The organism is Kitasatospora sp. NPDC059673 (assembly GCF_042734215.1).
Taxonomy (GTDB): domain Bacteria; phylum Actinomycetota; class Actinomycetes; order Streptomycetales; family Streptomycetaceae; genus Kitasatospora.
In genome coordinates, this window is sequence record NZ_JBHWEN010000010.1 from 18723 (window position 1) to 43005 (window position 24283).

Below are 24283 nucleotides of genomic sequence, written 5' to 3' on the forward strand. Positions count from 1 at the left end.
TTGGTGCTGGGCTGCTCATGGACAGGGTGGGCGCCGGGGCCCACCCTGCGCGTCCTCGATCAGGCCGCTGCTGATCTCCATGCAGGCGCCGGTGATCGCGGCGGCGGCCCGCAGGGCGTCGGCGAGGACGTCGACGTAGGCGTCCGGCTCCATCCCGGCTGCGTCGGCGGCGGCGCGGACTGCCGCTGGCTTTAATCACGAGTTGTGACGTCAGTTGTTCACGAGCTTGGGAGGCACCCCGAACCACGGACGAGTGATGTTCATGAGTTTCGACGTCACCGGGGTTACTTGCCAGGGCAGCAGCGGGGTGCTCCTGGTGAAAGGCGCTGGTCATGCCGAAGATGTCGAAGGTCGAGCTGTACGCCGCAGACTCGCACTCGGTACTCTCCGGGGCGGAGGGCACCGTTGATGCGGATCCGAAAGCGCTTGCCCGGAGCTGCGTGATCGGTATCGACGAGCAGGTGTCCGCGCATCAATCGAAGGCGACGACGAGCCGAACTTCCTCCTCGCCGAAGCGGCCCGCCAGCGCCTTCATCACGGCGAAGACGTGCGGCCATTGGGAGGCACTGCCCAGGAGGCAGCCAGCGGTCAGGGGCTCGTAGTGGCAGCGCAGGTCTCCGGTGCTCCATTCAGTGGGGTGAGTGGAACGGTCGAGGCCGAGAGGTGGCGGGCCTACAGCGTCGAGTACTTCCGGAGGCCACTGGTCGGGTACGAGTTGCTGATGCAGGAGTGAAGACAGGGATACCGTCGACCAGGTCAACCGGCCGGTGTAGTGGTCGGGCGTGGAAGCAGGGTCGAGCCGGGTGATCTCCGCCCAGCTGACCCAGGTAGCGCCGTGGAGGTCCCCGGCCTCCACCCACGGCTCCAGTTCGGCCCGCAGACCACCCGACAGGTCAGGAGGAAGGCCGCGGTCGGCGGCGAGAGGACGGAAGCCTGCGTAGTTGCGCACTCCGAAGAGGCAGCCGAAGGCTGCGTAGTCGCTCTGGTCGTACAGCGGCCACAGGTCCGTCGCCATGACCCACGGCTCGCCGTCGTAGTAGCCGGCGTCGACGCCGGGATGGCGGAATTCGATGCCGCCGTGGATATTCGTGCTCACGGCCGCTCAGGCTAGTGCTCCTCGGGCCGACAGACACCCGGTTAACGCGATCAAGATCGCTGCTGGATGAGGACTCGGATGGCCGGCATCCCGTCCCCACGCAGCCGAGTTCAGCCGTTGCGTGACGTCATTTCTGGTGAACATCCGCAGCGTTCAAGATCGCCAACTGCTGCCCAAATCGCTGATCACTCGCTGCTACTTCACGTGAACGAAGGCGTTGCCGCCAAATCCGTGTTGCTGAAGGAGTAGTCGAAGCCCTCGTCGTCCTCGGTCGGGACGAGCACGGCCTCCGTGTCGGGCTCCAGCGAAGGGATGCCGGCGCGGGTGCAGATCGCGTCCACTGCCGCGGTCAGCTCGGCCAGCGACTCGGTCAGCCAGCCCAGGGCGGAGGCGTAGGAAGCCAGGGCGAACAGACCGACGGGGGTCGTCGGCAGCGGTTCGTCGAGCAGGTCCTCCAGCCGCTCGTTCAGCTCGCCGACCACGCCGGGCCCGGCGGACAACGGACCGAGGACCGGCGCGAGGTAGCAGCGGGTGGCCAGGGTGGCGTGCGCGGCAGTGAGGATCCCGGCGACGGCCTGGGCGGCATCGGTGAGCCGCCCGGCGAGGTCGGAGCGGCTGGGCAGGGCGGTCGTGGTCATCAGCGGGCCTATAGGGGAGTGGCGGTGGGGGGCGAAGCCGGACGAGGCGGTGCTGTACGCGGCGCCGCTCTGGCCTCGGGCTCGCACCGTTCGGGTGGAGCGGGAGCGGGCCGCCTGGACCCGGGCCCCCTGGGCGGCCCGGACGCGGGCCTCCAGCGCCGGATCGGAGCCGGGTGGCGGCGTGTTGAGTCCGGTTCGGCCCAGCCGGTTCTGGGCGGAGCGGTAGACCTCGTACTCGAACCGGTGGCCGGCGGCGACGAGGCAGACCTCGCGGGAGTGCTTGGAGGTGGGCGGCGCGTCGCGGAACTGCACCACCACGGTGGGTGGTCCGCTCGTCGCCGGTGCCGAGGACGATCTTGTGGCAGCCGTCCGGTCGGTCGCCGAGCTGGGAGGCGACGCGCTCGCCATGGACCAACTGCTGCAGGTTCAGCAGCGCCTGGTCCCGGATGGGCGCGGGGAGTTGACGCAGGTCGGCGATGGCGTCGGGGTGCGCGGCGAAGGCGAACTGGGCGCGGCTCACCGCGACCGCCCCCGATCCGGCTGCGCGACGACGGCCGTCGCGGGTGCGGAGGCGATGGGTGCGACGCTCGGCGTCGCCTGGGCGGTGCTGCGGGCGAGGGCGGCGCGAGTTCGTTCGGCCTCGGGCCGGCGGTCTTCCGGTGCGGGCGGCAACGGCCCCGGTTCCAGCCGGTGCCACTTGCAGGCGGCATCCTCGTGGGGAACGCGCCTTCGCGCAGCGTGTAGGTCTCGCGGTCGGGCTGGATCTCTTCGACGAACAGTCCGACCGGGAGTTCGGCGGCCTCCCGGTCGACGACCATGGTCCACGCGTGGGTGTCGTCGCCGTCCAGGCGAAGCCCTTGCGGATCTCGTAGCGGTCGCGGCTGCCGAAGATCCGGTCCTCCTTTTGGCGCGTCAACTCGTTTGCAGTGAAGGCCTGTTCCAGGCGCAGGGCGTCGGGCGGGCAGCCGCGGTCGATCAGCCGCTTCTGGGTGAAGGCCATGGTCGCGTGCCGGGACTGACGCAGGCGGAACGTCCTCTGCTCTCGGTGCCGGACGACAGCGAAGGCAGCGAGGTTGTCCCGCCCCGGGCGTGATCCAGGTCGCCGGGGTGTCGTGCGCCAGGACGTACGAGCGGCCTGCGCCGGCGTCGTGCCACACGAGCAGCGCGAACTCGTCGTGCAACGCCTCCGCGATCTCCGCGGACGCGTTGTCGGACGGGCGGAGACCGTCGAGTTCCAGGTCGAATCCGAACGTCTTTGCCGCGAGCCCCATCTGGTCCGGGCTGGACAGCAGCCGATGGGCGGGCGGGCGGAGTTGGTGGTGCACGCGGCGAACGGGCCGTCCGGGGAACGCAGTTGGGCGATGGCGTGGTCGAGGTGGTCGCGGTGCCATGTCGAAGGCCCGGTGAGGTCGGCTTCCGTGTCGGTGAGCTGCTGCCACGCGAGCCAGAGCCCGTGGAGCCGGGCCACGGCCTCCTGATGCTCGTACCAGCGCGAGCACCAGGGGCGGGTGGAGCTGAGCTCGCGCCCGTGGACCGGCCGGAGCACGTGGGCCACCCAGTCGCCGAGGGCGGTCAGTTCGGCGGCGTACGCCGCGCCGTCCATGGCGAGGATGAACACCGAGGTCGGACCGTCGGGTTCGTCGTCGGGGCCTGTCTCCGGCTCCTTGCCCTCGGGTTCGGCACCGAGGCGGTCGAGAAGGACACCGTGCTGGCGGACTTCGGCGATGGGGCGCGCGAGAGTACTGGCGAGGTCCTCGTCGGGGATGCGGATCGTTCGGGCTCGGGGGTGCCCGTGGTCGGGTCGGACATGACATATCCAGGTGGGTCAGGCGGATGGGGTCGGTTGGCGTCGCGGGTCTTCTGCTGCGGCTCACGGGTGGCCTCCTGTCGTGCGGGCGGGAAGAGAATCTGCGGATCCGGCGGTTTGGTACGGCCGCCAACTCGTGGTCCGCCGAGGACGGTGGCGCGGATGCCCGGTGGCCTCGGTGTCGAGGACGGGCACCGGGTGAGGGAGGTGGGGACCGGCCCGGGCTTCAACGCCGCGTTCCTGGCGCACCGGCTGGGTGTTGGCTCGAGATTGACGAGGCGGTCGCCGGCCTCGCGCGCGGGAATCCGGCCGCCGCAGGGGTGGGCGGTGTTCGGGTGCTGGTCGGGGACGGTGCCGACGCCGTATCGGGGGTGACCGGGTCGATTGGTTGACCGCCACTGCTCGAACCTGGTGACTGCTGTCCCTGTCGCCTGGGTCGGCCAGACCGTGCCCGGGTGGGGTGGTCGTCGCCCCCTCCGCCACCGGCTCACCGGGGCGTCGGACTTCACGCGGATACGTCAGCAGCGCTACCAGGCTCAGCCGGTGGCTGGCTACCCGCCCGGCGACGCCCAGGCGTCGCTCACCGAGCTCAACCCGAAGGTCATCGGGCCCTCCCGGCGGGCCCAGTTCGCCGTCGGCACCGCCCTGTTGGACGCCTGCTACCGGCGCGCCTTATGGGGACATGGCGACGTGGTGGTTCTTCGACACCTGCGGTGCCGTCCTGGGCGACGGTTGACTCCGTGCTGGGTCGGCACGAGTTCGACGTACGCCAGAGTGGACCTGGTGGCTGTGGGAGGATCTACACCGCCCGGCACACCTGGGCTCACCGTCACCACGACCGGCTCCCAAGCGGTGTGGCTCGACGACCCCGACCATCCTTGATGCCCGCCCGCATACTGACGCCGGCGCTGGAGACCGAACCCGAACCGGTGGCCGGCCGCAGCACCGCGCTGGCCGCCAACCCCGCGATCACCGGCTTGCAGGCCCCGCAACAGCACTGAAGCCGGTTATCGGAACGTCCCGGTAGCCGGCTTCACTGTGGATCAGTGGCGATCGATCCATCACATGACCAGGGCGAAACAGTCGTTTCCTGCTCCAGTGGAGGCGCTCTTGACCTCGTGTTCCACGGCCTGCCGCGCGAGCCGGCGGACCCGGCCGGGCTGCGTATCCGACGCTGTCCTTGTGCACGCGGGATAATCCGTTCTTGCCTCGAACCAGTGGCTGGCCCGGTAGCCCGAGGTGCGGGACGAACGCGCCCTTTGTCTCCGGCGTCCGCGAGGCGCGTTCGCTGGCAGGGACGGGGGGCGCCCTCTACTGAAGATGGCCTGGATTCCGTGCCCAACGCCGCCTGGCGGACCACGGGCGCCGGCACCTACCGGACGCGACGGGGTAGACGGTCGAGAGGAGACGCTTCGGCCGCTATGTCTGGTCATCGCCATGGGGGCCACGGGCGAGCGGAACTCAACGGGGAAACAACGGAGTTGACTCCCCATATGTGAACCAGGAGATCTCTGGCCGCCCTCGCCGCGTGTCAGCCGCTGCGGCGACGACGTCCTGGGCGCACGGAGAGCCCCCCGCGAAGCCCAGGAGGAGGCGGACCGAAAGAGGCTGCTCCCCGTGCACACGGGCGTCGCGCCGCCGTGGGAGCATTCATCCACACGCCACCGCCCTTGCCACACCTTCACGGCACCGTTGATCTCTGAGCGCGGCGGCATCGGCACCACCGCGCTTGAACACTGTCAGCCGAGAGTTGGCCCACACAGCCGCAACCCCAGAAGGAGAAGAAAGTTACTTATGCCTGAATCACAGGAAGTGTGTCATTTTCGGGTCGACGGCATGTGACACCGCAGGTCAACGAGCCTGCTCCCCGCCCGCGCGGGGATGGTCCCGGGTCGCGGAGTGGCGGGAGCTCCACAAGGAACTGCTCCCCGCCCGCGCGGGGATGGTCCCAAACAAGCGGAGTGGTATATGTGCCTTGCGCTCTGCTCCCCGCCCGCGCGGGGATGGTCCCGAGGTGCACACGATGCTGGCCGCCGGCACCATCTGCTCCCCGCCCGCGCGGGGATGGTCCCAAACCCATGCAGGGCCTTCCGGCTGAGGAAGCCTGCTCCCCGCCCGCGCGGGGATGGTCCCCCGGCACCGGGGACGGGCAGTTCACCCGGGACCTGCTCCCCGCCCGCGCGGGGATGGTCCCCAGGGCACCCTGAGCGGCGCTTTGGAGTCCTGCTGCTCCCCGCCCGCGCGGGGATGGTCCCCAGGGCACCCTGAGCGGCGCTTTGGAGTCCTGCTGCTCCCCGCCCGCGCGGGGATGGTCCCCCGGATCCCACTGGCTGAGCCCCATTCACTGTCTGCTCCCCGCCCGCGCGGGGATGGTCCCTTCCCGGCCAGCCTCCAGGCCGCGCGCTCCGACTGCTCCTCGCCCGCGCGGGGATGGTCCCGCCGATGAAACCGACCGCCAGCGGTTCCGCAACTGCTCCCCGCCCGCGCGGGGATGGTCCCACCCGCCCTGGGCAGACCCGTTGACCGGCTCCCTGCTCCCCGCCCGCGCGGGGATGGTCCCGCTTCGGCGGGGGGACTGCTCCCGCCGTCGCGCTGCTCCCCGCCCGCGCGGGGATGGTCCCGCTGCTCTCGCCCTCGCCCGTGGCCTTGCGCACTGCTCCCCGCCCGCGCGGGGATGGTCCCCGGTCGGCGTGGAAGCCGGAGCCGTTGTGTTTCTGCCCCCGCCCGCGCGAGGATGGTTCCCTCTTTGGACCGGGCCCGGATCGCGGAGAACATCTGCTCCCCGCCCGCGCGGGGATGGTCCCGCGACCAACTACGGCAAGCTCGCCTGGCGCTACTGCTCCCCGCCCGCGCGGGGATGGTCCCAACCTCGGGCTGGCGCAGGCCGCGTTCCAACACTGCTCCCCGCCCGCGCGGGGATGGTCCCCAGGCCACCGCGTCAACGCAGTGGCTGAGCGTCTGCTCCCCGCCCGCGCGGGGATGGTCCCCACATCCTGTCGGTGGGCCAGATTTACATGGACTGCTCCCCGCCCGCGCGGGGATGGTCCCGAGCGCACCTACAACACCGACATCGGCGCCATCTGCTCCCCGCCCGCGCGGGGATGGTCCCGGCGTCCTCACCCTGCCCGGGGACTGCGACGGCTGCTCCCCGCCCGCGCGGGGATGGTCCCACCGCCGCGCTCGGCCTGTTCGGAACGAAGAACTGCTCCCCGCCCGCGCGGGGATGGTCTGTGGTGCTGTTCCTGCGGGAGCACGGGAAGCCTGCTCCCCGTCCGCAGGGGTGCTCTCTCCCCGGGCATGCGGCAGTTGTGCTGGCGGCTGCTTCCCTCTTGTGCGGTTCTTCGGTGTTGGTCGGCGGAGGGGTACTGGGCTGTTGCGCTCTCTATGATCTGCCATCAAGTCGGGGACTTTTCAGGTGGTTTGGGATGAGAGGGGACAGTGCTTGTGGGCGGCGGTCTGCGTGCACGGTTGTCGGCTGAGGCTCGGAGTGTGTGGGCGAAGCATGATGTGCGCAGCGAGGGGTGGCTGCCGTTGTGGTGTCACATGCAGGACAGTGCTGCTGTGGCGGGGCTGCTGTGGGACCACTGGGTGTCGGCCAGGGTCTGGGCCTTGGTTGGTGGGGCTCTGCCCGGTGGGGAGGGGGACGGGCGGCGGTTGGCGGTGTGGTTGGCGGGGGTCCACGACATCGGGAAGGCGACGCCGGCGTTCGCTTGTCAGGTGGACGGGCTGGCGGATCGGATGCGGGCGGCCGGATTGGAGATGCCGTACCGGGCCGGATTCGGGGTGGACCGGCGGCTGGCGCCGCATGGTCTCGCGGGTCAGGTGCTGTTGCAGGAGTGGCTGGAGCGGCGGGGCTGGCCGGGGAGGGTGACGGGGCAGTTCGCGGTGGCGGTGGGCGGGCATCACGGCGTGCCGCCGGAGCATCCGTCGCTCAGGGATTTGGACGGACGGTGGGATCTGCTGCGCACGCCGGGCGGGAGCGGGAGCGGGAGCGTGTGGCGGCGTGTGCAGGAGGAGTTGCTGGATGCGTGTGCCGCCGAGTTCGGGGTGGAGGAGCGGCTGGCGGGATGGCAGCGGGTGAGGTTGCCGCAGCCGGTGCAGGTGGTGCTGTCCGGTCTGGTGATCATGGCGGACTGGATTGCCAGCAATCCGGACCTGTTTCCGTATTTTCCGGTGGCGTCGGGGTTCGACGGCGGCCGGCGGGTGGCTGCGGCGTGGTGGGACCTGGATCTGCCGGGGCCGTGGCGACCGAAGGTTCCGCAGAGCAGCACGGAGGAGTTGTTCGCGGCGCGGTTCGACCTTCCGTCGGGGTCGGTGGTGCGGCCGGTGCAGGTGGCGGCGGTGGAGAGCGCCCGGGCGATGCCGGAGCCGGGGCTGTTGATCGTCGAGGCGCCGATGGGGGAGGGCAAGACGGAGGCGGCGCTGGCGGCGGCGGAGGTGCTGGCGGCGCGGGCCGGTGCGGGTGGGGTGTTCTTCGCGCTGCCGACGATGGCGACGAGCAACGCGATGTTCCCGAGGCTGCTCAGATGGTTGGACCGGCTGCCGGCCGAGGGAGGGGATCGCCTGTCGGTGCTGCTGGCGCATTCGAAGGCCGCGTTGAACAAGGACGCCGCCGATCTCCGGGCCGGATCGCGGCAGCGGCTCGCGTCGGTGGATGCCGACGGTACGGAGCGGGCACCAGGGTTCGGCGCGGAGACGGCGGCACCGGCGGAACTGGTGGCGCACCACTGGCTCGCCGGCCGAAAGAAGGGGATGCTGTCGTCGTTCGTGGTCGGGACGATCGACCAGTTGCTGTTCGCCGGCCTGAAGGCCCGTCACCTGGTGCTGCGTCACCTGGCGGTCGCCGGGAAGGTCGTGGTGATCGACGAAGCCCACGCGTACGACACGTACATGAACACGTATTTGGACCGGGTACTGGGCTGGCTGGGAGCCTACGGGGTTCCGGTGGTGGTGCTGTCGGCGACACTGCCGGCTGCGCGGCGCCGGGAGCTGGCACAGGCGTATGCGGGTGTGGCCGGGGACGACGAGCGGTTCGCGCGGGTGGAGCAGGCGCGGGAGTATCCGCTGCTGACGGCGGTGAGCCGGGGGACAGTGCCGGTGCTGGAGCGGCCGGCGGTGTCCGGTCGTGGGCACAAGGTGCGGCTGGAACGGCTCGACGACGGCCTGGACGCGCTGGGGGAGCGGCTGGAGACGGAGGTCGCCGACGGCGGGTGCGTGCTGGTGGTCCGCAACACCGTGGACCGGGTGCTGGAGACGGCGAAGGCGTTGCGGGAGCGGTTCGGGGACGGGGCGGTGACCGTCGCGCACGCCAGGTTCATCGACGTCGACCGGGCCGAGAACGACCGTGACCTGCTGGAGCGGTTCGGCCGGGACGCCGCCGCGCGGCCCGGGCGGCACATCGTGGTGGCCAGTCAGGTGGCGGAGCAGTCGCTGGACGTGGACTTCGATTTGCTGGTGAGCGACGCGGCGCCGGTGGACCTGCTGCTGCAGCGGATGGGCCGCCTGCACCGGCATGCGCGGCCGGATCGGCCCGCGGCGCTGCGGGAAGCGAAGTGCCTGATCACGGGCGTGGACTGGTCGGTTGCGGTGCCGAAGCCGGTGCGCGGGTCCGAGGCGGTGTACGGCCGGCACGCGCTGCTGCGCTCGCTCGCGGTGCTGCTCCCGTTCCTCGACGGGGGGCGGCCGGTGGATCTGCCGGGGGACATCAGCGTCCTGGTGCAACAGGTGTACGGGGGCGGCCAGTTGGGGCCGGCGGACTGGGCGCCGGCGCTGGAGGAAGCGCGGCTGGTCCACGAGAAGCTCCAGGCCGAGAAGACCGCCAGGGCGGAGCAGTTCTGCATCGGGGAAGCGGGGAAGGACGGGCGGCCGCTGATCGGCTGGCTGGCCGGCAGTGTGGGGGACGCGGACGACACGCGGGCCGGGCGGGCGCAGGTGCGCGACAGCGAGGAGAGCGTCGAGGTGCTCGTGGTGGAGGAGTTGGAGGACGGTTCGCTGGCGACAGTGCACTGGGCGGGGGAGGGGCGCGGCGGGCTGCCGTTGCCGACCGGGGCGGTGCCGTCGCCGAGGGCGGCGAAGGCGGCGGCGGCCTGCGGGCTGCGGCTTCCGGCACGGCTGGCCAAGCCGTACATCGTTGACCGGGTAATCGCTGAACTTGAGCAGTTCTGTGTCGAAAGTTGGCAGAGTAAAGAAAGCCCTTGGCTGGCAGGGCAGTTGATTCTTCCGATCAGGCCCGGCTGTCACATCTCTCTGGCAGGGTTCCGACTCATGTACACCCGTGAGAACGGACTCGAGGTGTCGAGCGCCGATGCATGACCGCCTCCAACCACCGGTCGAACAAGGGATGTTCGACCTGACGGAGCAGCCGTGGATTCCCGTACTGCTGACCGACGGCCGCGAGAGCGAGCTGTCGCTGCGGGAGGCGTTCGCGCAGGCGGGCCGGATCAGACGCTTGGCCGGTGATCTCCCCACCCAGGACTTCGCGCTCACCCGCCTGCTCCTGGCGATCCTCCACGACGCTCTGGACGGCCCGGGCGACAGCGACGACTGGGCCGAACTGTGGGAGGACCCGGACGCCCTGGCCCCGGCCCTGCCCTACCTGGAGGAGCACCGGGACCGCTTCGACCTGCTGCACCCGCACACGCCGTTCTTCCAGTGCGCCGGGCTGCGGACGGGCAAGGACGAGATCTTCCCGCTGAACCGGATCGTGGCGGACGTGCCCAACGGCAACGCGTTCTTCACCACCCGCTTCCCGGGCGCCGAGCGGATCACGTTCGCCGAAGCGGCCCGCTGGGTGGTGCACGCCCACGCCTACGACACCTCGGGCATCAAGACCGGGGTGGAGGGCGACCCGCGGGCCAAGGCCGGCAAGGCCTACCCGCAGGGGCCGGCGTGGGCGGGCAATCTCGGCGGCGTGCTCGCCGAGGGCGACACCCTGCGCGAGACGCTGCTGCTGAACCTGATCGCCGCCGACCAGTGGAAGACGAAACGGCCGGACCTGCCCGCCTGGCGGCGCCCGCCCATCGGCCCCGGCGCGGCCGACGACCTGGCCTCGCGCCCCGCCGGTCCCCGCGACCTCTACACCTGGCAGTCCCGCCGCATCCGCCTGCACGCCGACGCCGAGGGCGTGAACGGCGTCGTCCTCACCTACGGCGACCCCCTCGCCCCGCGGAACATGTTCGACGCCGAGCCCATGACCGGCTGGCGGCGCAGCCTCGCGCAGGAGAAGAAGCTCGGCCGGTCGCCGGTGTACCTGCCCAGGGAGATGGATCCGGCGCGGGCCGCGTGGCGCGGTATCGGGTCGCTGATCGCCGCCTCCGCTCCCGACCGGGGCCCGGCGGGCGAGCCCGTGCCGGAGCTGCGGCCGGGCCTGGTCCACTGGCTGGCCCGGCTGGAGACGGAGCGGATCCTGCCCCGGGGCCGGCTGATGCGGCTGCGGACGTTCGGCGCCGTCTACGGCACGCAGCAGTCCGTCGTCGACGAGATCACCACCGACACCGTGGCATTCGCGCTGGTCGTGCTCAGCGAGCGGGACCCGAGCCTGGGCCGGGCCGCGCAGGACGCGGTCACCGACGCGGACCTGGCCGTACGCGCCCTGGGAGACCTGGCGTCGGACCTCGCGCGGGCCGTGGGCAGCGAGTCCGACGCCCCACGGGCGAGCGCGCGGGACGCCGGCTTCAGCGCCCTCGACGGCCCCTACCGGCTGTGGCTGGCCGGCATCCGCGACGGCGACGACCCGGCCGAGCTGCGGGCCCACTGGCAGCGCCAGGCGCGGCAGACGGTCGCACGCCTGGGCGACGAGCTCGTCGCCCAGGCCGGAGAAGTCGCCTGGCAGGGCCGGGTCGTGACGGGCAACAAGGGCGAGACCTGGCTGAACACCTCGTCCGCCGACCTGTGGTTCCGCGCCCGGCTCCGGCGCGCCCTGCCGCTCGCCGTGCCGGACACCACCGCAGAGGGAACCGGCCCGGGTCTCATCCCGCCGCAAGCCGACGCCGGCCAAGCCGACGCGGAAGCAGCGGAAGCCGCAGACTTCGACACCGCACCCGACCCTGAAAGGGCGACCGCATGACCACCGACCCACCGGCCCCCGCGCACCACCGCCGCCGGGCCCTCGGCCCGGTCGGCACCCTCACCGGAAGCGAGATCGGCCGCCTGCAGAAGGGCTACCTGGACGACCGCCCCGCCGCAGTCGCCGCCCTCGCCCGCCTGCGCCGCGCAGCGGGCAAGGACGTCGCCACCGTCCCCGACCTGTGGGGCCTGCTCGACACCGAGCCCCTGTACGGCGACCCAATGCTGCGTCAGGACGCCGCGCACACCGCCCTGTACACGGCCGCGACCCTGTACGCCGTGCACCAGCAGTCCCGGCGGCCCGCCCGGATGCACAAGGCCGGCGGCGACGAACTCGGCACCGCCGTACGCAGGCTCATGCCCGGCAACGACATCGACGAGCCGACCCGCAAACGCTTCGTGCGCGCCGGAACCGCACCCACGATCGCCGTCCTGGCCACCCGCCTGCGCGAGATCGTCCTGCTGCTGCGCCGCGAGGAGCTGTCCCTGGACTACGCCCTGCTCGCCGACCAGCTCTACCAGTGGCAGCAGCCCCCGTGGGGCCCGGACGGCGTCCGGCGCTCCTGGGGCCGCTCCCTCCACGCCCACCGCACCACACCGTCCAACCCGGCGGGCGACGACGCCCCCACCGACACGCAGAAGGACAGCGCCCAGTGACGAGCCGCATCATCCTCGACGTGCACGCCCTGCAGAGCGTCCCGCCGAGCAACCTGAACCGCGACGACACCGGTGCGCCCAAGACCGCCGTGTACGGCGGCGCCACCCGGGCCCGGGTCTCCAGTCAGGCCTGGAAGCGCGCCACCCGCCGCTACTTCGACACCATCCTCGACCCGAGCGAGCTCGGGGTGCGCACCAAGCGGGTGGCGGAACTCCTCGCCGAGCGCATCACCGCCCTGACCCCGGACATCGGCGAGGCCCAGGCGCTGGCGCTCGCGGCGGAGGTGCTGCAGACCGCGACCGGCTCCAAGATCGAGCCGCCCAAGCGCAAGGTCGAGCAGGCGAAGAAGAACGGCGACGCCGAGCCCGCGCCCGAGTCGTCGTACCTGATGTTCCTGAGCTCCCGTCAGCTCGACAACCTGGCCGCCCTCGCGGTGGAGGGCGCCGGCGACCTCAAGGCCTTCCTGAAGGACAAGGACAACAAGGCCCGCGCCAAGAAGATCGCCGACGGCCGGCACTCCGTAGACATCGCCCTGTTCGGCCGGATGGTCGCCGACTCCACCGACATCAACGTCGACGCCGCCGCCCAGGTCGCCCACGCCCTCAGCGTGCACCGCGCCGAGACCGAGTCCGACTACTTCACCGCCGTTGACGACCGCAACAGCGACGCCGAACCCGGCGCCGGCATGATCGGCACCGTCGACTTCAACTCCGCCACCCTCTACCGGTACGCGGCGCTCGACGTCGATCTGCTGGAGCGCAACCTCGGCCAGGGCCTCGACGAGAACGAAGCCCCCGCCACCCCGGTACGCCGCGCCGTCGAAGCATTCCTGGAGGCCTTCGTCTCCTCCCTGCCCACCGGCAAGATCAACACCTTCGGCAACCACACCCTCCCCGACGCCGTCATCGTCACCCTGCGCACCGCCCGGCCGATCAGCTTCGTCTCCGCCTTCGAAAAGCCCATCGCCCCCGACGCCGACGGCGGCCACCTGGAGCCCGCGTGCGCCCGCCTCGCCGACTGGGTCCCCGAGATCGAACGGGTCTACGGCGACGACAACGCCCAGACCTGGGTGCTGCGCGTGGGCCCCTCCACCGCCAAGCTCACCTCCCTCGGCGCCGAGGCCCCCCGCCTCACCGGCCTGGTCTCCACCGTCGGCGCCGCCGTGGCCGAACGCCTGGAGCGGCGCGGATGAGCGTGCTCGCTCTGCAACTGGCCGGCCCCCTGCAGTCGTGGGGGGCCTCCTCGCGCTTCGCCAGGCGCACCACCGAGAACGCCCCCACCAAGAGCGGCGTGATCGGCATGCTCGCCGCCGCGGCCGGCATCGAACGCGGCGACGACGCCCGGCTCGCCGAACTCGCCGCCCTGCGCTTCGGCGTGCGCGTCGACCAGCCCGGCACCCGCCTGCGCGACTACCAGAGCGCCCAGCACTTCGACACCGACGAGTCGATGCCGCTCTCCGAGCGCTTCTATCTCGCCGACGCCGTGTTCGTCGCCGCCGTCGAAGGCCCGGCCCCACTCATCGCCCGCCTTTCCGAGGCTGTGCGGGCCCCCGCGTTCCTGCCCTACCTCGGGCGCCGCTCCTGCCCGCCGGCCCGGCCCCTGGAACTGCGTGACGGCCTGTCGGTCCACGACGACGGCGACCTCGACACCGTCCTGGCCCGCCTGCCCTGGCAGGCCTCCGACTGGTACCAGCGCCGGCAGCGGCAGCAGCCCACCGTCGAGCTGGCCGTCCTCGTCGAGACCCCGCCGAGCGACGACGCGCCCGTCCGGGGCGACACCCTGCGCGACCAGCCGCTCAGCTTCGACCCCCGCCACCGCCGCCACGGCCTTCGCACCGTCCGAACCGGCACCGTCACCGTGCCCAACCCGCACGGCCGGCCGCGCACCCCCGTCCCCGTCCCTGCCCACGACCCGACCGCAGCCCTGGAAATCGCCTGATGTACCTCACCCGCTTCCGCTTCAACACCGCGCGGCAGGGCGCCCGGCGACTGCTGTCCTCGCCGCAGAACATGCACGCCGCGGTCATGTCCGCCTTCCCCGAACTCCTGCCCACCGCGCCGGGCACACGCGTCCTGTGGCGAACCGACCACAACGCCACCGCCGAAGTGCAGCTGTACGTCGTCAGCCCGTCCCGGCCCGACCTCACCCACCTCGTCGAACAGGCCGGCTGGCCCGCCGCGGCCGCCACCGGAACAGCCGGCTGGCAGACCTACGCCTACACCCCGTTCCTGGAACGCCTCGACAAGGGCACCTGCTGGAACTTCCGCCTGACCGCCAACCCCGTCCACCACGCCCGCACGAAGGACGGCGCCCCGACCAAACGCACCGCGCACGTCACCGCCCGCCACCAGATGCAGTGGCTGCTCCAGCGTCAGGAAGCGGGTGGCTTCCGCATCGCCGCCAAACCGGAGGAGCGCCGGCACACCGAACACGGCGACGAACACCAACTCGCCGTGCACGGCCAACGCAACGTGACCTTCTCCAAACGCGGCGCCGGCGGCAGGGTCACCCTCACCGCCGTCACCTTCGACGGCCGCCTGGAAGTCACCGACCCCGACGCCCTCCGCCGGGTGCTGACCGGCGGCCTGGGCAAGGCCAAGGCCTACGGCTGCGGCCTGATGACCCTCGCCCCGATCGGCTGATCCGATGAGCACCGTCAGCCGCCGGCCCGTCAGCAGCCCGCGGGAACTGGCCCGCGCCGCCGATCGGGTCTCCTTCCTCTATCTCGAACGCTGCACCGTCCACCGCGACTCCAACGCCCTCACCGTCGAAAGCGCCGAAGGCACCACCCACATCCCCTCGGCGACCATCGGCACCCTCCTGCTCGGCCCCGGCACCCGCATCACCCACCAGGCAATGAGCGTCCTCGGCGAAACCGGCGCCGCCGTGGTCTGGGTCGGCGAGCACGGCGTGCGCTACTACGCGGCGGGCCGAGCACTGTCCCGCTCATCGGCCCTCGCCGAAGCCCAGGCCTCACACTGGGCGAACCGGCGCACCCGCCTGGACGTGGCCAGAGCCATGTACCGGCTCCGCTTCCCGGACGAAGACCCGGCCGGTCTCACCCGGAAGGAACTGCTCGGCCGCGAGGGCACCCGGATGAAGGAGTGCTACCGCGCCCACGCCACCCGAACGGGCATCCGGTGGAGGGGCCGCAACTACATCCCCGGTGACTTCACCTCAGGAGACGCGGTCAACCAGGCCATCACCGCAGCCGCACAAGCCATGTACGGCGTCTCGCACGCCGTCGTCACCGCCCTCGGATGCTCACCCGCCCTCGGATTCGTGCACTCCGGCCACGAACTGTCGTTCGTGCTGGACATCGCCGACCTCTACAAGACCGAGGTCGGAATCCCCGTCGCCTTCGACGTCGCCGCCGAATCGGACGAGGACGTCGGCGCGCGCACCCGCCGAGCACTGCGGGACCGCATCCACGAACTGCGGCTCCAGGAACGGATCGTCGCCGACATCCACCGACTCCTCCGCACCGGAACGGCGGCCGGGGACAAGGACACCGTTACCCTCCAGTCCGACCACGGGCAACAGGTCGCATCGGGCGTCAACTACTCGGAGGGCAACTGGTGACCGTCATCGTCCTCACCAACTGCCCCATCGGCCTGCGCGGATTCCTCACCCGATGGCTCCTCGAGATCTCCGCAGGAGTGTTCATCGGATCCCCGTCGGCACGCGTTAGAGACGCCCTCTGGGACGAGGTCCGCCAGTACGCGGGACAAGGACGAGCCCTCCTGATCCACACCTCCAACACCGAACAGGGCTTCACCTTCCGCACCCACGAACACTCCTGGACCCCCGTGGACCACGAAGGCCTCACCCTCCTCCAACGCCCGAACAACACCCCCACCGCCACCCCGGGGCCGGCCAGGACGGGCTGGAGCAAAGCCTCCCAACGGCGCCGCTTCGGCAACCGATGAGAGCTGGCAAATATGTCCTTTATGCCGGAGTCGATGAAAGCGGGTAACTCCCGCGCCAACGGCGTGTAACGCCCCAGGTCAACGAGCCTGCTCCCCGCCCACGCGGGGATGGTCCCCACCCGCCATGGACACCACCGCACAGCCCGAGCTGCTCCCCGCCCACGCGGGGATGGTCCCTGCGGCGGGCCGTATCCTCCGGATGCCGTCACCTGCTCCCCGCGCGGGCGGGGATGGTCCCACCGCAGAGGGCAGGTCGCCGACCGCCGTGAACTGCTCCCCGCCCGCGCGGGGATGGTCCCCTGGTGAGGCCCAGGAACTTGCAGAGGTAGTAGCTGCGCCCCGCCCGCGCGGGGATGGTCCCGTCGTCTCCACCGTAGCGATCGCGCAGGGCACCTGCCCCCCGCCCGCGCGGGGATGGTCCCTCGGCGACATCGCACAGCCGATGGACGACGCCTGCTTCCCTGCGCCCGCAGGGTGGCTCTTGGTGAGGTCCTGTCAGCTGCGGGTGCTGGAAGGCTTCCAGCTGCGTGGCGGGGGCGGAGCAACTTGGCCAGAGACAGGCCATGGAAAGCCAGATGTGGCGTCCGACCGCCACTTGCCGTGGCAGCATCATGTTTCCTTGGGCGTCCAGCAACCTGTGGGCGGCATTGCCTGGATCCCTTTCGCCGAGGCAGTCCTGACCGACGACGGGCTGACCGTACCGGCCGTACAAGAACTCCGCGCAGCCCGTGCGAAGGCTTCCACCCGCAAGAGCCCCGCCCCTGTCCAGCCGGAACCAGCGCAAGAAGAGAACGCTCCGCGCGAGTTGGCGGGTGACGATCTCGTCGTCGCACTTCGCGAAGCCCTGCACCTGCATGCCCGATGGGGCACCCGGCCGATCTGGAATCGTCTGATGCAGACCGTCGGAACAGACCTCTCCGATCGCAGCGAGGAAGAGCTTCGCACCGTTCTCGCGGCCGTGGACCAGGTCTTCCACCATGACGATCCGGTCCTGTCCGCCCTCATCAAAACGGACACCGGCGAGCCGCTGTCCTGCCTGCAGCAGGTTCTGGAGGACCTCGGAATCGGCCGGCCCTCGTCGAAGGCCCAGCTGAAGCGGTGGTGCCAGCGGGAGGCCGATCGCGCGTTCGCCATGTACGGAGTTCCGGCGCGCATCATGCCGCCCGCACTACCGCTGGACGCGGCGATTCCTGAAGTCACGGCCTTTCTCGACGCGCCGCTCTTCTCGCGACGGCGACGACCGTTCACACGAACGCGCGCTGCCGGGACAACGCCCCACACTGACCGCACCGCATCCGACCGTTCCCGACTGGAGGAACTGGTGGCGGAGGGCCGGGCCTTGGTACGGGCCGCAGCTGGCAAAGCAGCAAGGAAGAGGCTGACCAGCGAAGTCCGCACCGCCCGCCGCTACCTCGAAGGCGTCCGGCAGACGAAGCTCGACAAGCGCGGCAGCCAACTACCGCGGCGCTTGAGGCGCTTGATCGCAGACCTTGAAGCCATCATCAAAACCGAGCGAGGCAATCAGGCACCGAGCTCGAAGCCCGCGCAGTCGGCCAAAAAGCCAACCACAACCGCACCCCCAGCCCGAACCACCACGTCCCCTGCCGCCGCTTCACTTCAGCCCGACCGCCTGCAGGATCAACTGACCGCTGTTGCACGGAAGGGCGGCACAGTCGGCTGGCTGCTCCTGGAAGGCACTGCGAGGAACACGAGCGACACGGAACGCCGTCGTCTGCTGGTGGCTGTCGAACGGCAGGCCGGCCAAGCAGACTCCCCACTGCTGTCGGCCCTCGTCACGGCCGCCGGAGGCCCGCCGCCCAACTTCCGGGGAATCCTGGAAGATCTCGGGTTCGCCGTTCCGACATCCGACGAGGTCCTGCTGAGAATCTGGCAGCGGGAACAGGAACGTGCCCACTCCGCCTGTGCGACACCACCAAGGGCCGTTCCAGCCCGGCTGGTCCCACGCGCCTCCGCCACCAGACCCGTACCACCCATAACACCCGGTGCGAAGACGTGGCACGGTGCCACAAGTCGTTGCCCACGCGGAGATGATCCCTCGGACGAGTCCATCGCGAAAGCGCTTGGCACCCGCTCCCCGTGTACGCGATGATGCTCCCCGCGTACACGGGGATGGTCCCCAGGCTTGATTGAACCAGGCTATTCCATTGCCAAGATCGCGCTTAGGCGACGCTTAGCATCCCGATTCAAGCTGTATACCCCGCACTCGGAGATGCCCATTGCTTTCGCGGCCTTTCGCCCATCATAGCCGAGTACATGAATCAGGATAATTGCCTGATATTGCCGCTTCGGCAGCTGTTTGATTGCGTCAAATAGGCCTGACGGGCTCTCCAGTGTGTCGAATCTGCCGCGGGCCTCCTGCATTGCCCGGTCTAGCATCTTCGACCTGTGCCGTTCGACCAGGGCTGTATCTACGGTAGTGGCCAGAACTTTCCAACAAAAATGCTTCAAGCTCTCCTGCTGTACGGCGATGCCCCAGTGCGCGGCCAGGTCTGCGAACACGTCATCGACCAGCTCTTCCGCTGCGTCCGCGTCACCCAACTTCAGGAAGGCGTACTCCCAGTACGCCTGTCCATGCGTCCGCATCAGCTTAATCAGCTCCCTCGGGAGTCGCAGACTCGTCTCGGCGGGTACGTCGGCAGGGCCTTCAATTGGAACCTGTCGCCCCTCCATGTCGAACTGATTGGCGACGCCCTCTTGTACTTCATCCACTTGAACGATCACATCCACGGTCGCAATATCTCCTTGCCTGATGTTCACTTGATTCTCGAAACGTCGACAATCAAGCACCCTCATGTCAAGCAAACTCGGCAACATTGCAGAACCTGCAGGCTCGGCTGTCGGTGTCAGATATTGTGCATAGATTGATCAGTAAAGTTTCTAGAGTGATCCTGTCAGAGCCTTTATTTGTCCATCCCGGGGCGAGTTAATAGAAACTTGAACAATGCGCTAGTGGTGATGCACTCGCGCTCCTTGCCTCCGGTCTGGAAATCCCATTGATTCCAAGTGGCTGGCGCCGCCGCAGCGTCATGGGATGATTTGCTGAAGGTTCTGCTGCAGGCTCGGTGCTCCCCGTGTCTGCGGGGATGGTCCCATTGCCGAACCGGCAGGCCTGATGCTCCCCGCACGTGCGGGGACGGTCCCCACTTGATCTCGTTGAAGGGCCGGCGGACGTTCTGCTCCCTGCATGCGCGGGGATGGTCCCTCGATGTGCCCAGCCATCTTGAGGAACAGCTCCTGCTCCCCGCCCGCGCGGGGATGGTCCCTCCGAGGGTCACGACAGGTGGCCCTGGTCTGTTTCCGGTGCTGCCACCGGTTGGGGCGGTGCGGTCTTGTGTCCGGCCCTGGGTGCGCGTCACGGTGGCGGTTTCTTTGCGTGAGAGGGGATTGACTATGGGTGAGGAGGGCAAGGGTGGGGTGCAGGACGGTGAGGGTGGGGCGCACGCGAAGCCGGGTGGTCCGGCGATCGGGCCGAAGCCGAGTCCGGATGGTCAGGGTCCGGAGCCGGCCCCCAAACACAAGAAGTGAGCGGCGACGTGGCGGCGGGTGGCCGGGTGGCGCTGGCCGATCGGCTCGCGGGTGCGGGTGTGCTGGACGCCGGGTGGCGGGGGGCGTTCGAGGCTGTCTCGCGGAATCTGTTTCTGCTGTCGGTGTATTGGGAGTTCGTCGACGGTGGTGCGGTGCGGCGTGATCGGGGCGCCGATCCGGAGGAGTGGTTGACCGGTGCTTACCGGGACACGGCGGCGATCACGCAGTGGGACGACGGCGACGAGGCCGGTGGGCGGCGGGACTTCACGTCGAGTCTGAGCATGCCGACGATGGTGGCTCGGATGCTCGGTGACCTCGGTGTGGAGGACGGGAACCGGGTGCGGGAGGTGGGGACCGGGCCGGGCTTCAACGCCGCGTTCCTGGCCCACCGCCTCGGCGCCGACAGGGTGGTGAGTGTCGAGATCGACGAGGCGGTCGCCGGTCTTGCGCGCGGGAACCTGGCCGCTGCGGGGCTGGATGAGGTGGAGGTGGTGGTCGGGGACGGCGCCGACCCCGCGGTCGGAGCAGACGGGCGGACCGATCAGCTGATCGCCACCTGCTTGAGCCTGGTCACCGACCTCCCGGTCGCCTGGGTCGGCCAGACCGTGCCGGGCGGAGTGATCGTCGTCCCCACCGCCACGTTGTTCGGCGGCGGTGCCACCGCTCGCCTCCGGGTCGCCGACGACGGGCAGAGCGCCGGCGGGCGGTTCACCGGGGCGTCGGACTTCATGCGGATGCGTCAGCAGTGCTACCAGGCCCCGCCGGTGGACGCCTACCTGCCCGGTGACTGGCCCGGCGACGCCCGGGCGTCGGTGACCGACCTGGACCCGGAGACCATCGGCGACTCCTGGCTCGCGCAGTTCGCCGTCGGCACCGCCCTGTCAGACATCTACTACCGGCGCGCGCCGTGCGGGACATAGTGACGTGGTGGTTCTTCGACACCGCGGTGACGTCCTGGGCGACGGTCGACTCCGTGCCCGGTCGGCACGAGTTCGAGGTATGCCAGAGCGGACCCCGTCGGCTGTGGGAGGAGATTCCACACCGCCTGGAACGCCTGGGACAAAGCCGGCCGGCCCGGCTACGAACGCTTCGGACTCACCGTCACCATGACCGGCACCCGCACGGTGTGGCTCGACGACCCAGGCCATCCCTGGCACCCGCCCGCACACTGACGCCAGTGCTGGAGACCGAAGCAAGGACAAACGTGAGACCTGCTCCCCGCGTCCGCGGGGATTGTCCCCACACTCCGCATTTCACCGGCAACGGCCGAGGCCGCTCCCGTCCGCGGGATTGTCTCGCTGTTGGCAGACCGTCGGGCACCATGGCCGGCTGCTCTCCGTGCACACGGGCGTCGTACTGTCGTGGGAGCATCCACCCATGTGCTATTGCTCCTTGACACCTCCACAGCACCACTGACCCCCGAGGGCGCGACCCGCCCCAGATAGGGAAGAAAGTCGCTTATGTCTGAATCTGTGGAAGTGGTTCATTTCCGGGTCGATGGCGTGTGACGTCGCAGGTCAACGAGTCTGCTCCCCGTGCACGCGGGGATGGTCCCGGGTGGATCGTCACCTCGCTCGGTGTGTCGGCCTGCTCCCCGTGCACGCGGGGATGGTCCCGGGACATCCTCGAGGTCAACCTCCACAAGGGACTGCTCCCCGTGCACGCGGGGATGGTCCCGGGGCAGCGCAGCACCCGGAGAAGCGCAGAGGCTGCTCCCCGTGCACGCGGGGATGGTCCCGCCGCGTCCACCTGGAAGGTGCGGATCACCCTCTGCTCCCCGTGCACGCGGGGATGGTCCCGATGTGACCGTCGCTCGTTCCGGCGGTTCGTTCCTGCTCCCCGTGCACGCGGGGATGGTCCCAGCTCGGCTGGGCACTCGACCGGCAGGCCCGGCTGCTCCCCGTGCACGCGGGGATGGTCCCATCGGGCTGTTCGGGTGCAGCAGCTTGCCGGACTGCTCCCCGTGCACGCGGGGATGGTCCTGGCTTACGCGGAGAAGGTCTACAAGATCAAGACTGCTCCCCGTGCACGCGGGGATGGTCCCTCGACCTACTACCCGGCGCCGCTCCAGGATTCCTGCTCCCCGTGCACGCTGGGATGATCCCCGTATGTCTCGGACGGCCCTACGCCGCGCCAGGTTGCTCCCCGTGCACGCGGGGGTCAGCCGGCGACGATGGTGTCGTTGACGGTCATGGCGTGGACCACACGGCCCTGCGGCCGCTGCCCCGCACGTCCTACGTGGTCGCGCAGCGGCACGTGCGGCACGTCGGCAAGGACTGCCTGGTCGCCTTCGACGCGAACCTCTACTCCGTGCCCGCCCGAAAGGTCCGCCCGCGTCAACTGGTCGAGATCCGGGCCACAAGGTCCCAGGTCGTGCTCCACTCGACCGTCCCCGACTCGGCCGGCACCACCTTGCTCGCCGTTCATTCAAGGGCGGTGGGCCGCGGTGCCCGCATTGTCGACGAGCGGCGCTGGGACGGCCTACCCAAGGGCGACACCAGGCGCGTCACCACGGGCGACGGGCTTCCCCAGCCCCGCCGCGAACAGGCCCCGGCCGGCGAGGACAGCCCGCTGCGGGCCCTGCTCAACCGGGCCGCCGCCGCCCGTGTCGAGGTCGGCCGCCGCCCGCTGTCCGTCTACGACGAACTGACCGGCACCCGCCCGTTCACCACCAATTACCCGACGAAGGGCGCCCGTTGAGCCAGCTCGTCAGCAACCGAATCCGCACCATGGCCGGTAAGCTCGGCCTGCCCCACCTCGCCGACGGCCTGAACCAGTACGCCAAGCGCGCGGACGAGGCGAAGACGGGCTACCTCGACTTCCTCGACCTCGTCCTGAGCGAAGAACTCGGCGTCCGTGACGACCGGCGCTTCCGCCAGGGCCTGCGGCTGTCGAAGCTGTCGCACTACAAGACCCTGGACGACTACGACTTCTCCTTCCAACCCGAACTCGACCCCCGCAAGGTCAAGGACCTCGCCACCCTGTCGTTTGTCGACGCCAAGGCGAACGCCGCCCTGCTCGGGCCTCCCGGAGTCGGCAAGACCCACATCGCCCGTCGCCCTCGCGGTCGCCGCCTGCCGGGCCGGCTACTCGATCTACTTCACCAGCCTCGACGACATGGTCCGCCACCTTCGCACCGCCGAGGCCACCGTGCGCCTGACCAGCAAAATCCGTACCAACCTGCGGCCGAGCGTTCTCGTGGTCGACGAAGTCGGCTACCAGCCCCTGGAACGCGCGGAGGCGAACCTGGTCTTCCAGGTGATCTCCAAGCGCTACGAGAAGGGCTCGATCATCCTGACCTCGAACAAGGCATTCAGCGAATGGGGCCAGGTCTTCGGCGACGAGGTCCTCGCCACCGCCATCCTCGACCGGCTCCTGCAGCACTGCGAAGTCGTCTCGATCAACGGCAACAGCTACCGCCTCAAGAACCGCCTCCAGGCCATCGACCGAGCCACTGACGTCGCCTGAGCAGGTTGACCCGTCCCCACCGAAGTTTGCCAGCCGTCTGAGCCTGTCAACGCCTTCAGACCGTCACTGGAGTACGGAGGCCGCGTCGTCGCTCTGGGCCTGGTAGACGGTCACGATCGATGCCACGGCATCGACTTCGAGTGGTCCGGTGATCCTCAACCAGACCAGTTCGGGCAGGTCATCGGAGCGTTCGAGTCGGTCGACGGCCTCGGCGGGCCAGGGCGACGGCAACTCGGGCAGGTGGATCAGCGAGACCCCGTCAATGAAGACGGGGGCCAGTTCGGGTTCCCACGGGCGGACCGAGTAGAGGCCGGACAGCGAGATCACCACGTCAGGCTTCCACGGCCCCTCGCACAACCACACGTCCAGGGTGTTGTCCTTGCGGTCCGCGCGGGACTCGTCCAACGAGATGCGCTCGATGGAGTAGCTGATGCAGGACTCCAACGTCCGCGCAGCATTCGTGCATCGGTTCTTGAAGGCGTCGGTTGCCCCATGTTCGTCGACCACGGCACGAGACTACGGTGAACAGAACGGTCCATGAGAGCGACTTCGCCGAGACGGGTCAGTGGTGCACACAACTCGGTACGCGCTGGAGCATTCAGATCAGTACGCGGGCAAGGAGGCGAAGTTCCCGGAGGAGTTCAGCCATCTCCGCCTTGCAGCGCGCCGCGAAGTGAACCCCCATCAAACTGAGCCGCTTCACGACCGTCTCGACGGTAGCCGCGTAGCCGAAAGCCGTGCTCATGTCACCGTCTTCGATGTCCTCCGCGTACTCCTTCCATACCGGCGCGCCCTCGTATGCCTCCGGCGGGGCCCTGATCCAGTCAGCAGCGTCAGCGTCCAGGTTGTGGTCCCCCGCGTTCGCCGCGTCGACCTCGCTCGCCCACCGCGCATCCATGTACTTGTCGTGCTCTCGGAAGATGGTCATGAGCTTTGTTGGAACGTGGTTCCTTCCCCCCACTGATCTCATCCTCGCAGAGATAGAAGAACCACCTGTCGCCCACTCAACTCCCCGATCCGCGCTCCATGAATCCGCCTGGCGAGCATCACGGTTTCGTGCCCGGCAGGCAATGGGGA

17 protein-coding genes, 2 pseudogenes and 2 CRISPR repeat arrays are annotated in these 24283 nt (G+C 69.9%); of the genes and pseudogenes, 12 read left to right on the forward strand and 7 right to left on the reverse strand.

Going from position 1 to position 24283, the window contains the following annotated elements:
- Positions 1-15: 15 nt before the first annotated feature.
- The 4 genes and pseudogenes from ACFV18_RS14070 to ACFV18_RS14085 form a co-directional block, all read right to left on the reverse strand.
- The gene (locus ACFV18_RS14070; protein ID WP_380482823.1) at positions 16-153 is read right to left on the reverse strand and encodes a hypothetical protein; all 138 of its coding nucleotides are present in this window, start codon (positions 151-153) and stop codon (positions 16-18) included.
- Between the two features lie 319 nt (positions 154-472).
- The gene (locus ACFV18_RS14075) at positions 473-1096 is read right to left on the reverse strand and encodes a hypothetical protein (protein ID WP_380482825.1); all 624 of its coding nucleotides are present in this window, start codon (positions 1094-1096) and stop codon (positions 473-475) included.
- A gap of 200 nt (positions 1097-1296) precedes the next feature.
- Entirely contained in the window at positions 1297-2052 is a 756-nt protein-coding gene (locus tag ACFV18_RS14080) for a hypothetical protein (RefSeq protein ID WP_380483151.1), read from the reverse strand.
- 938 nt (positions 2053-2990) lie between these two features.
- Positions 2991-3543, reverse strand: a pseudogene (locus ACFV18_RS14085) (DUF4913 domain-containing protein); the annotation flags it as partial.
- A 1858-nt stretch (positions 3544-5401) separates the two neighbouring features.
- Positions 5402-6831: a CRISPR direct-repeat array (repeat unit 29 nt; unit sequence CTGCTCCCCGCCCGCGCGGGGATGGTCCC).
- Positions 6832-7084: 253 nt separating this feature from the next.
- On the opposite strand from ACFV18_RS14085, the gene cas3 reads away from it, so the two are divergent.
- The 9 genes from cas3 to ACFV18_RS14130 all read left to right on the forward strand — a co-directional run bounded on the left by cas3 (position 7085) and on the right by ACFV18_RS14130 (position 18302).
- Positions 7085-9853, forward strand: coding sequence for a CRISPR-associated helicase Cas3' (cas3, locus tag ACFV18_RS14090; RefSeq protein ID WP_380482827.1), 2769 nt, complete (start codon positions 7085-7087; stop codon positions 9851-9853).
- Entirely contained in the window at positions 9846-11606 is a 1761-nt protein-coding gene (gene casA, locus ACFV18_RS14095; RefSeq protein WP_380482828.1) for a type I-E CRISPR-associated protein Cse1/CasA, read from the forward strand. Before cas3 ends, casA begins: the two co-directional genes overlap by 8 nt.
- A complete protein-coding gene (gene casB / locus ACFV18_RS14100; RefSeq protein ID WP_380482830.1) occupies positions 11603-12262 on the forward strand; it encodes a type I-E CRISPR-associated protein Cse2/CasB in 660 nt (219 codons plus the stop codon). The genes casA and casB overlap by 4 nt, the downstream gene beginning before the upstream one ends.
- Positions 12259-13455, forward strand: coding sequence for a type I-E CRISPR-associated protein Cas7/Cse4/CasC (gene cas7e / locus ACFV18_RS14105; protein ID WP_380482832.1), 1197 nt, complete (start codon positions 12259-12261; stop codon positions 13453-13455). The genes casB and cas7e overlap by 4 nt, the downstream gene beginning before the upstream one ends.
- A complete protein-coding gene (gene cas5e / locus ACFV18_RS14110) occupies positions 13452-14201 on the forward strand; it encodes a type I-E CRISPR-associated protein Cas5/CasD (protein ID WP_380482834.1) in 750 nt (249 codons plus the stop codon). The genes cas7e and cas5e overlap by 4 nt, the downstream gene beginning before the upstream one ends.
- Positions 14201-14905 carry a type I-E CRISPR-associated protein Cas6/Cse3/CasE gene (gene cas6e, locus ACFV18_RS14115; protein ID WP_380482836.1) on the forward strand — a complete coding sequence of 235 codons (705 nt, stop codon included), beginning with the start codon at positions 14201-14203 and terminating at the stop codon, positions 14903-14905. Before cas5e ends, cas6e begins: the two co-directional genes overlap by 1 nt.
- 4 nt (positions 14906-14909) lie before the next feature.
- A complete protein-coding gene (gene cas1e / locus ACFV18_RS14120; protein ID WP_380482838.1) occupies positions 14910-15845 on the forward strand; it encodes a type I-E CRISPR-associated endonuclease Cas1e in 936 nt (311 codons plus the stop codon).
- Positions 15842-16192 (forward strand): type I-E CRISPR-associated endoribonuclease Cas2e, encoded by a 351-nt coding sequence (cas2e, locus tag ACFV18_RS14125; protein WP_380482840.1) that lies wholly within the window; start codon positions 15842-15844, stop codon positions 16190-16192. Before cas1e ends, cas2e begins: the two co-directional genes overlap by 4 nt.
- A gap of 619 nt (positions 16193-16811) precedes the next feature.
- The gene (locus ACFV18_RS14130; protein WP_380482842.1) at positions 16812-18302 is read left to right on the forward strand and encodes a hypothetical protein; all 1491 of its coding nucleotides are present in this window, start codon (positions 16812-16814) and stop codon (positions 18300-18302) included.
- A 47-nt stretch (positions 18303-18349) separates the two neighbouring features.
- Here the strand turns inward: ACFV18_RS14130 and ACFV18_RS14135 are convergent, their stop codons facing one another.
- Positions 18350-18940: an RNA polymerase sigma factor gene (locus tag ACFV18_RS14135; RefSeq protein ID WP_380482844.1), complete on the reverse strand. Its 591-nt coding sequence runs from the start codon at positions 18938-18940 to the stop codon at positions 18350-18352.
- 794 nt (positions 18941-19734) lie between these two features.
- On the opposite strand from ACFV18_RS14135, the gene ACFV18_RS14140 reads away from it, so the two are divergent.
- The 3 genes and pseudogenes from ACFV18_RS14140 to istB all read left to right on the forward strand — a co-directional run bounded on the left by ACFV18_RS14140 (position 19735) and on the right by istB (position 23206).
- Positions 19735-20658, forward strand: a complete 924-nt coding sequence (locus ACFV18_RS14140) for a methyltransferase domain-containing protein (RefSeq protein WP_380482846.1) — start codon at positions 19735-19737, stop codon at positions 20656-20658.
- A gap of 606 nt (positions 20659-21264) precedes the next feature.
- Positions 21265-21905: direct repeats of the CRISPR family, unit length 29 nt; unit sequence CTGCTCCCCGTGCACGCGGGGATGGTCCC.
- A 29-nt stretch (positions 21906-21934) separates the two neighbouring features.
- Positions 21935-22438 (forward strand): hypothetical protein, encoded by a 504-nt coding sequence (locus ACFV18_RS14145; protein WP_380482848.1) that lies wholly within the window; start codon positions 21935-21937, stop codon positions 22436-22438.
- A pseudogene (istB, locus tag ACFV18_RS14150) lies at positions 22435-23206 on the forward strand (IS21-like element helper ATPase IstB). Before ACFV18_RS14145 ends, istB begins: the two are co-directional and overlap by 4 nt.
- 63 nt (positions 23207-23269) lie before the next feature.
- On the opposite strand, the gene ACFV18_RS14155 reads toward istB, so the two are convergent.
- Together ACFV18_RS14155 and ACFV18_RS14160 are read right to left on the reverse strand one after the other, a co-directional pair.
- Positions 23270-23713 (reverse strand): hypothetical protein, encoded by a 444-nt coding sequence (locus tag ACFV18_RS14155; protein ID WP_380482850.1) that lies wholly within the window; start codon positions 23711-23713, stop codon positions 23270-23272.
- 91 nt (positions 23714-23804) lie between these two features.
- Positions 23805-24134 (reverse strand): hypothetical protein, encoded by a 330-nt coding sequence (locus ACFV18_RS14160; protein WP_380482851.1) that lies wholly within the window; start codon positions 24132-24134, stop codon positions 23805-23807.
- Between the last annotated feature and the right edge of the window lie 149 nt (positions 24135-24283).

Bases quoted from the DNA above. Each gene is read 5' to 3' on its own strand.
- ACFV18_RS14070 (WP_380482823.1), bottom strand. From the start codon at position 153: ATGGAGCCGGACGCCTACGTCGACGTCCTCGCCGACGCCCTGCGGGCC.
- cas3 (WP_380482827.1), top strand. From the start codon at position 7,085: ATGCAGGACAGTGCTGCTGTGGCGGGGCTGCTGTGGGACCACTGGGTG.
- casA (WP_380482828.1), top strand. From the start codon at position 9,846: ATGCATGACCGCCTCCAACCACCGGTCGAACAAGGGATGTTCGACCTG.
- casB (WP_380482830.1), top strand. From the start codon at position 11,603: ATGACCACCGACCCACCGGCCCCCGCGCACCACCGCCGCCGGGCCCTC.
- cas5e (WP_380482834.1), top strand. From the start codon at position 13,452: ATGAGCGTGCTCGCTCTGCAACTGGCCGGCCCCCTGCAGTCGTGGGGG.
- cas6e (WP_380482836.1), top strand. From the start codon at position 14,201: ATGTACCTCACCCGCTTCCGCTTCAACACCGCGCGGCAGGGCGCCCGG.
- cas1e (WP_380482838.1), top strand. From the start codon at position 14,910: ATGAGCACCGTCAGCCGCCGGCCCGTCAGCAGCCCGCGGGAACTGGCC.
- ACFV18_RS14160 (WP_380482851.1), bottom strand. From the start codon at position 24,134: ATGACCATCTTCCGAGAGCACGACAAGTACATGGATGCGCGGTGGGCG.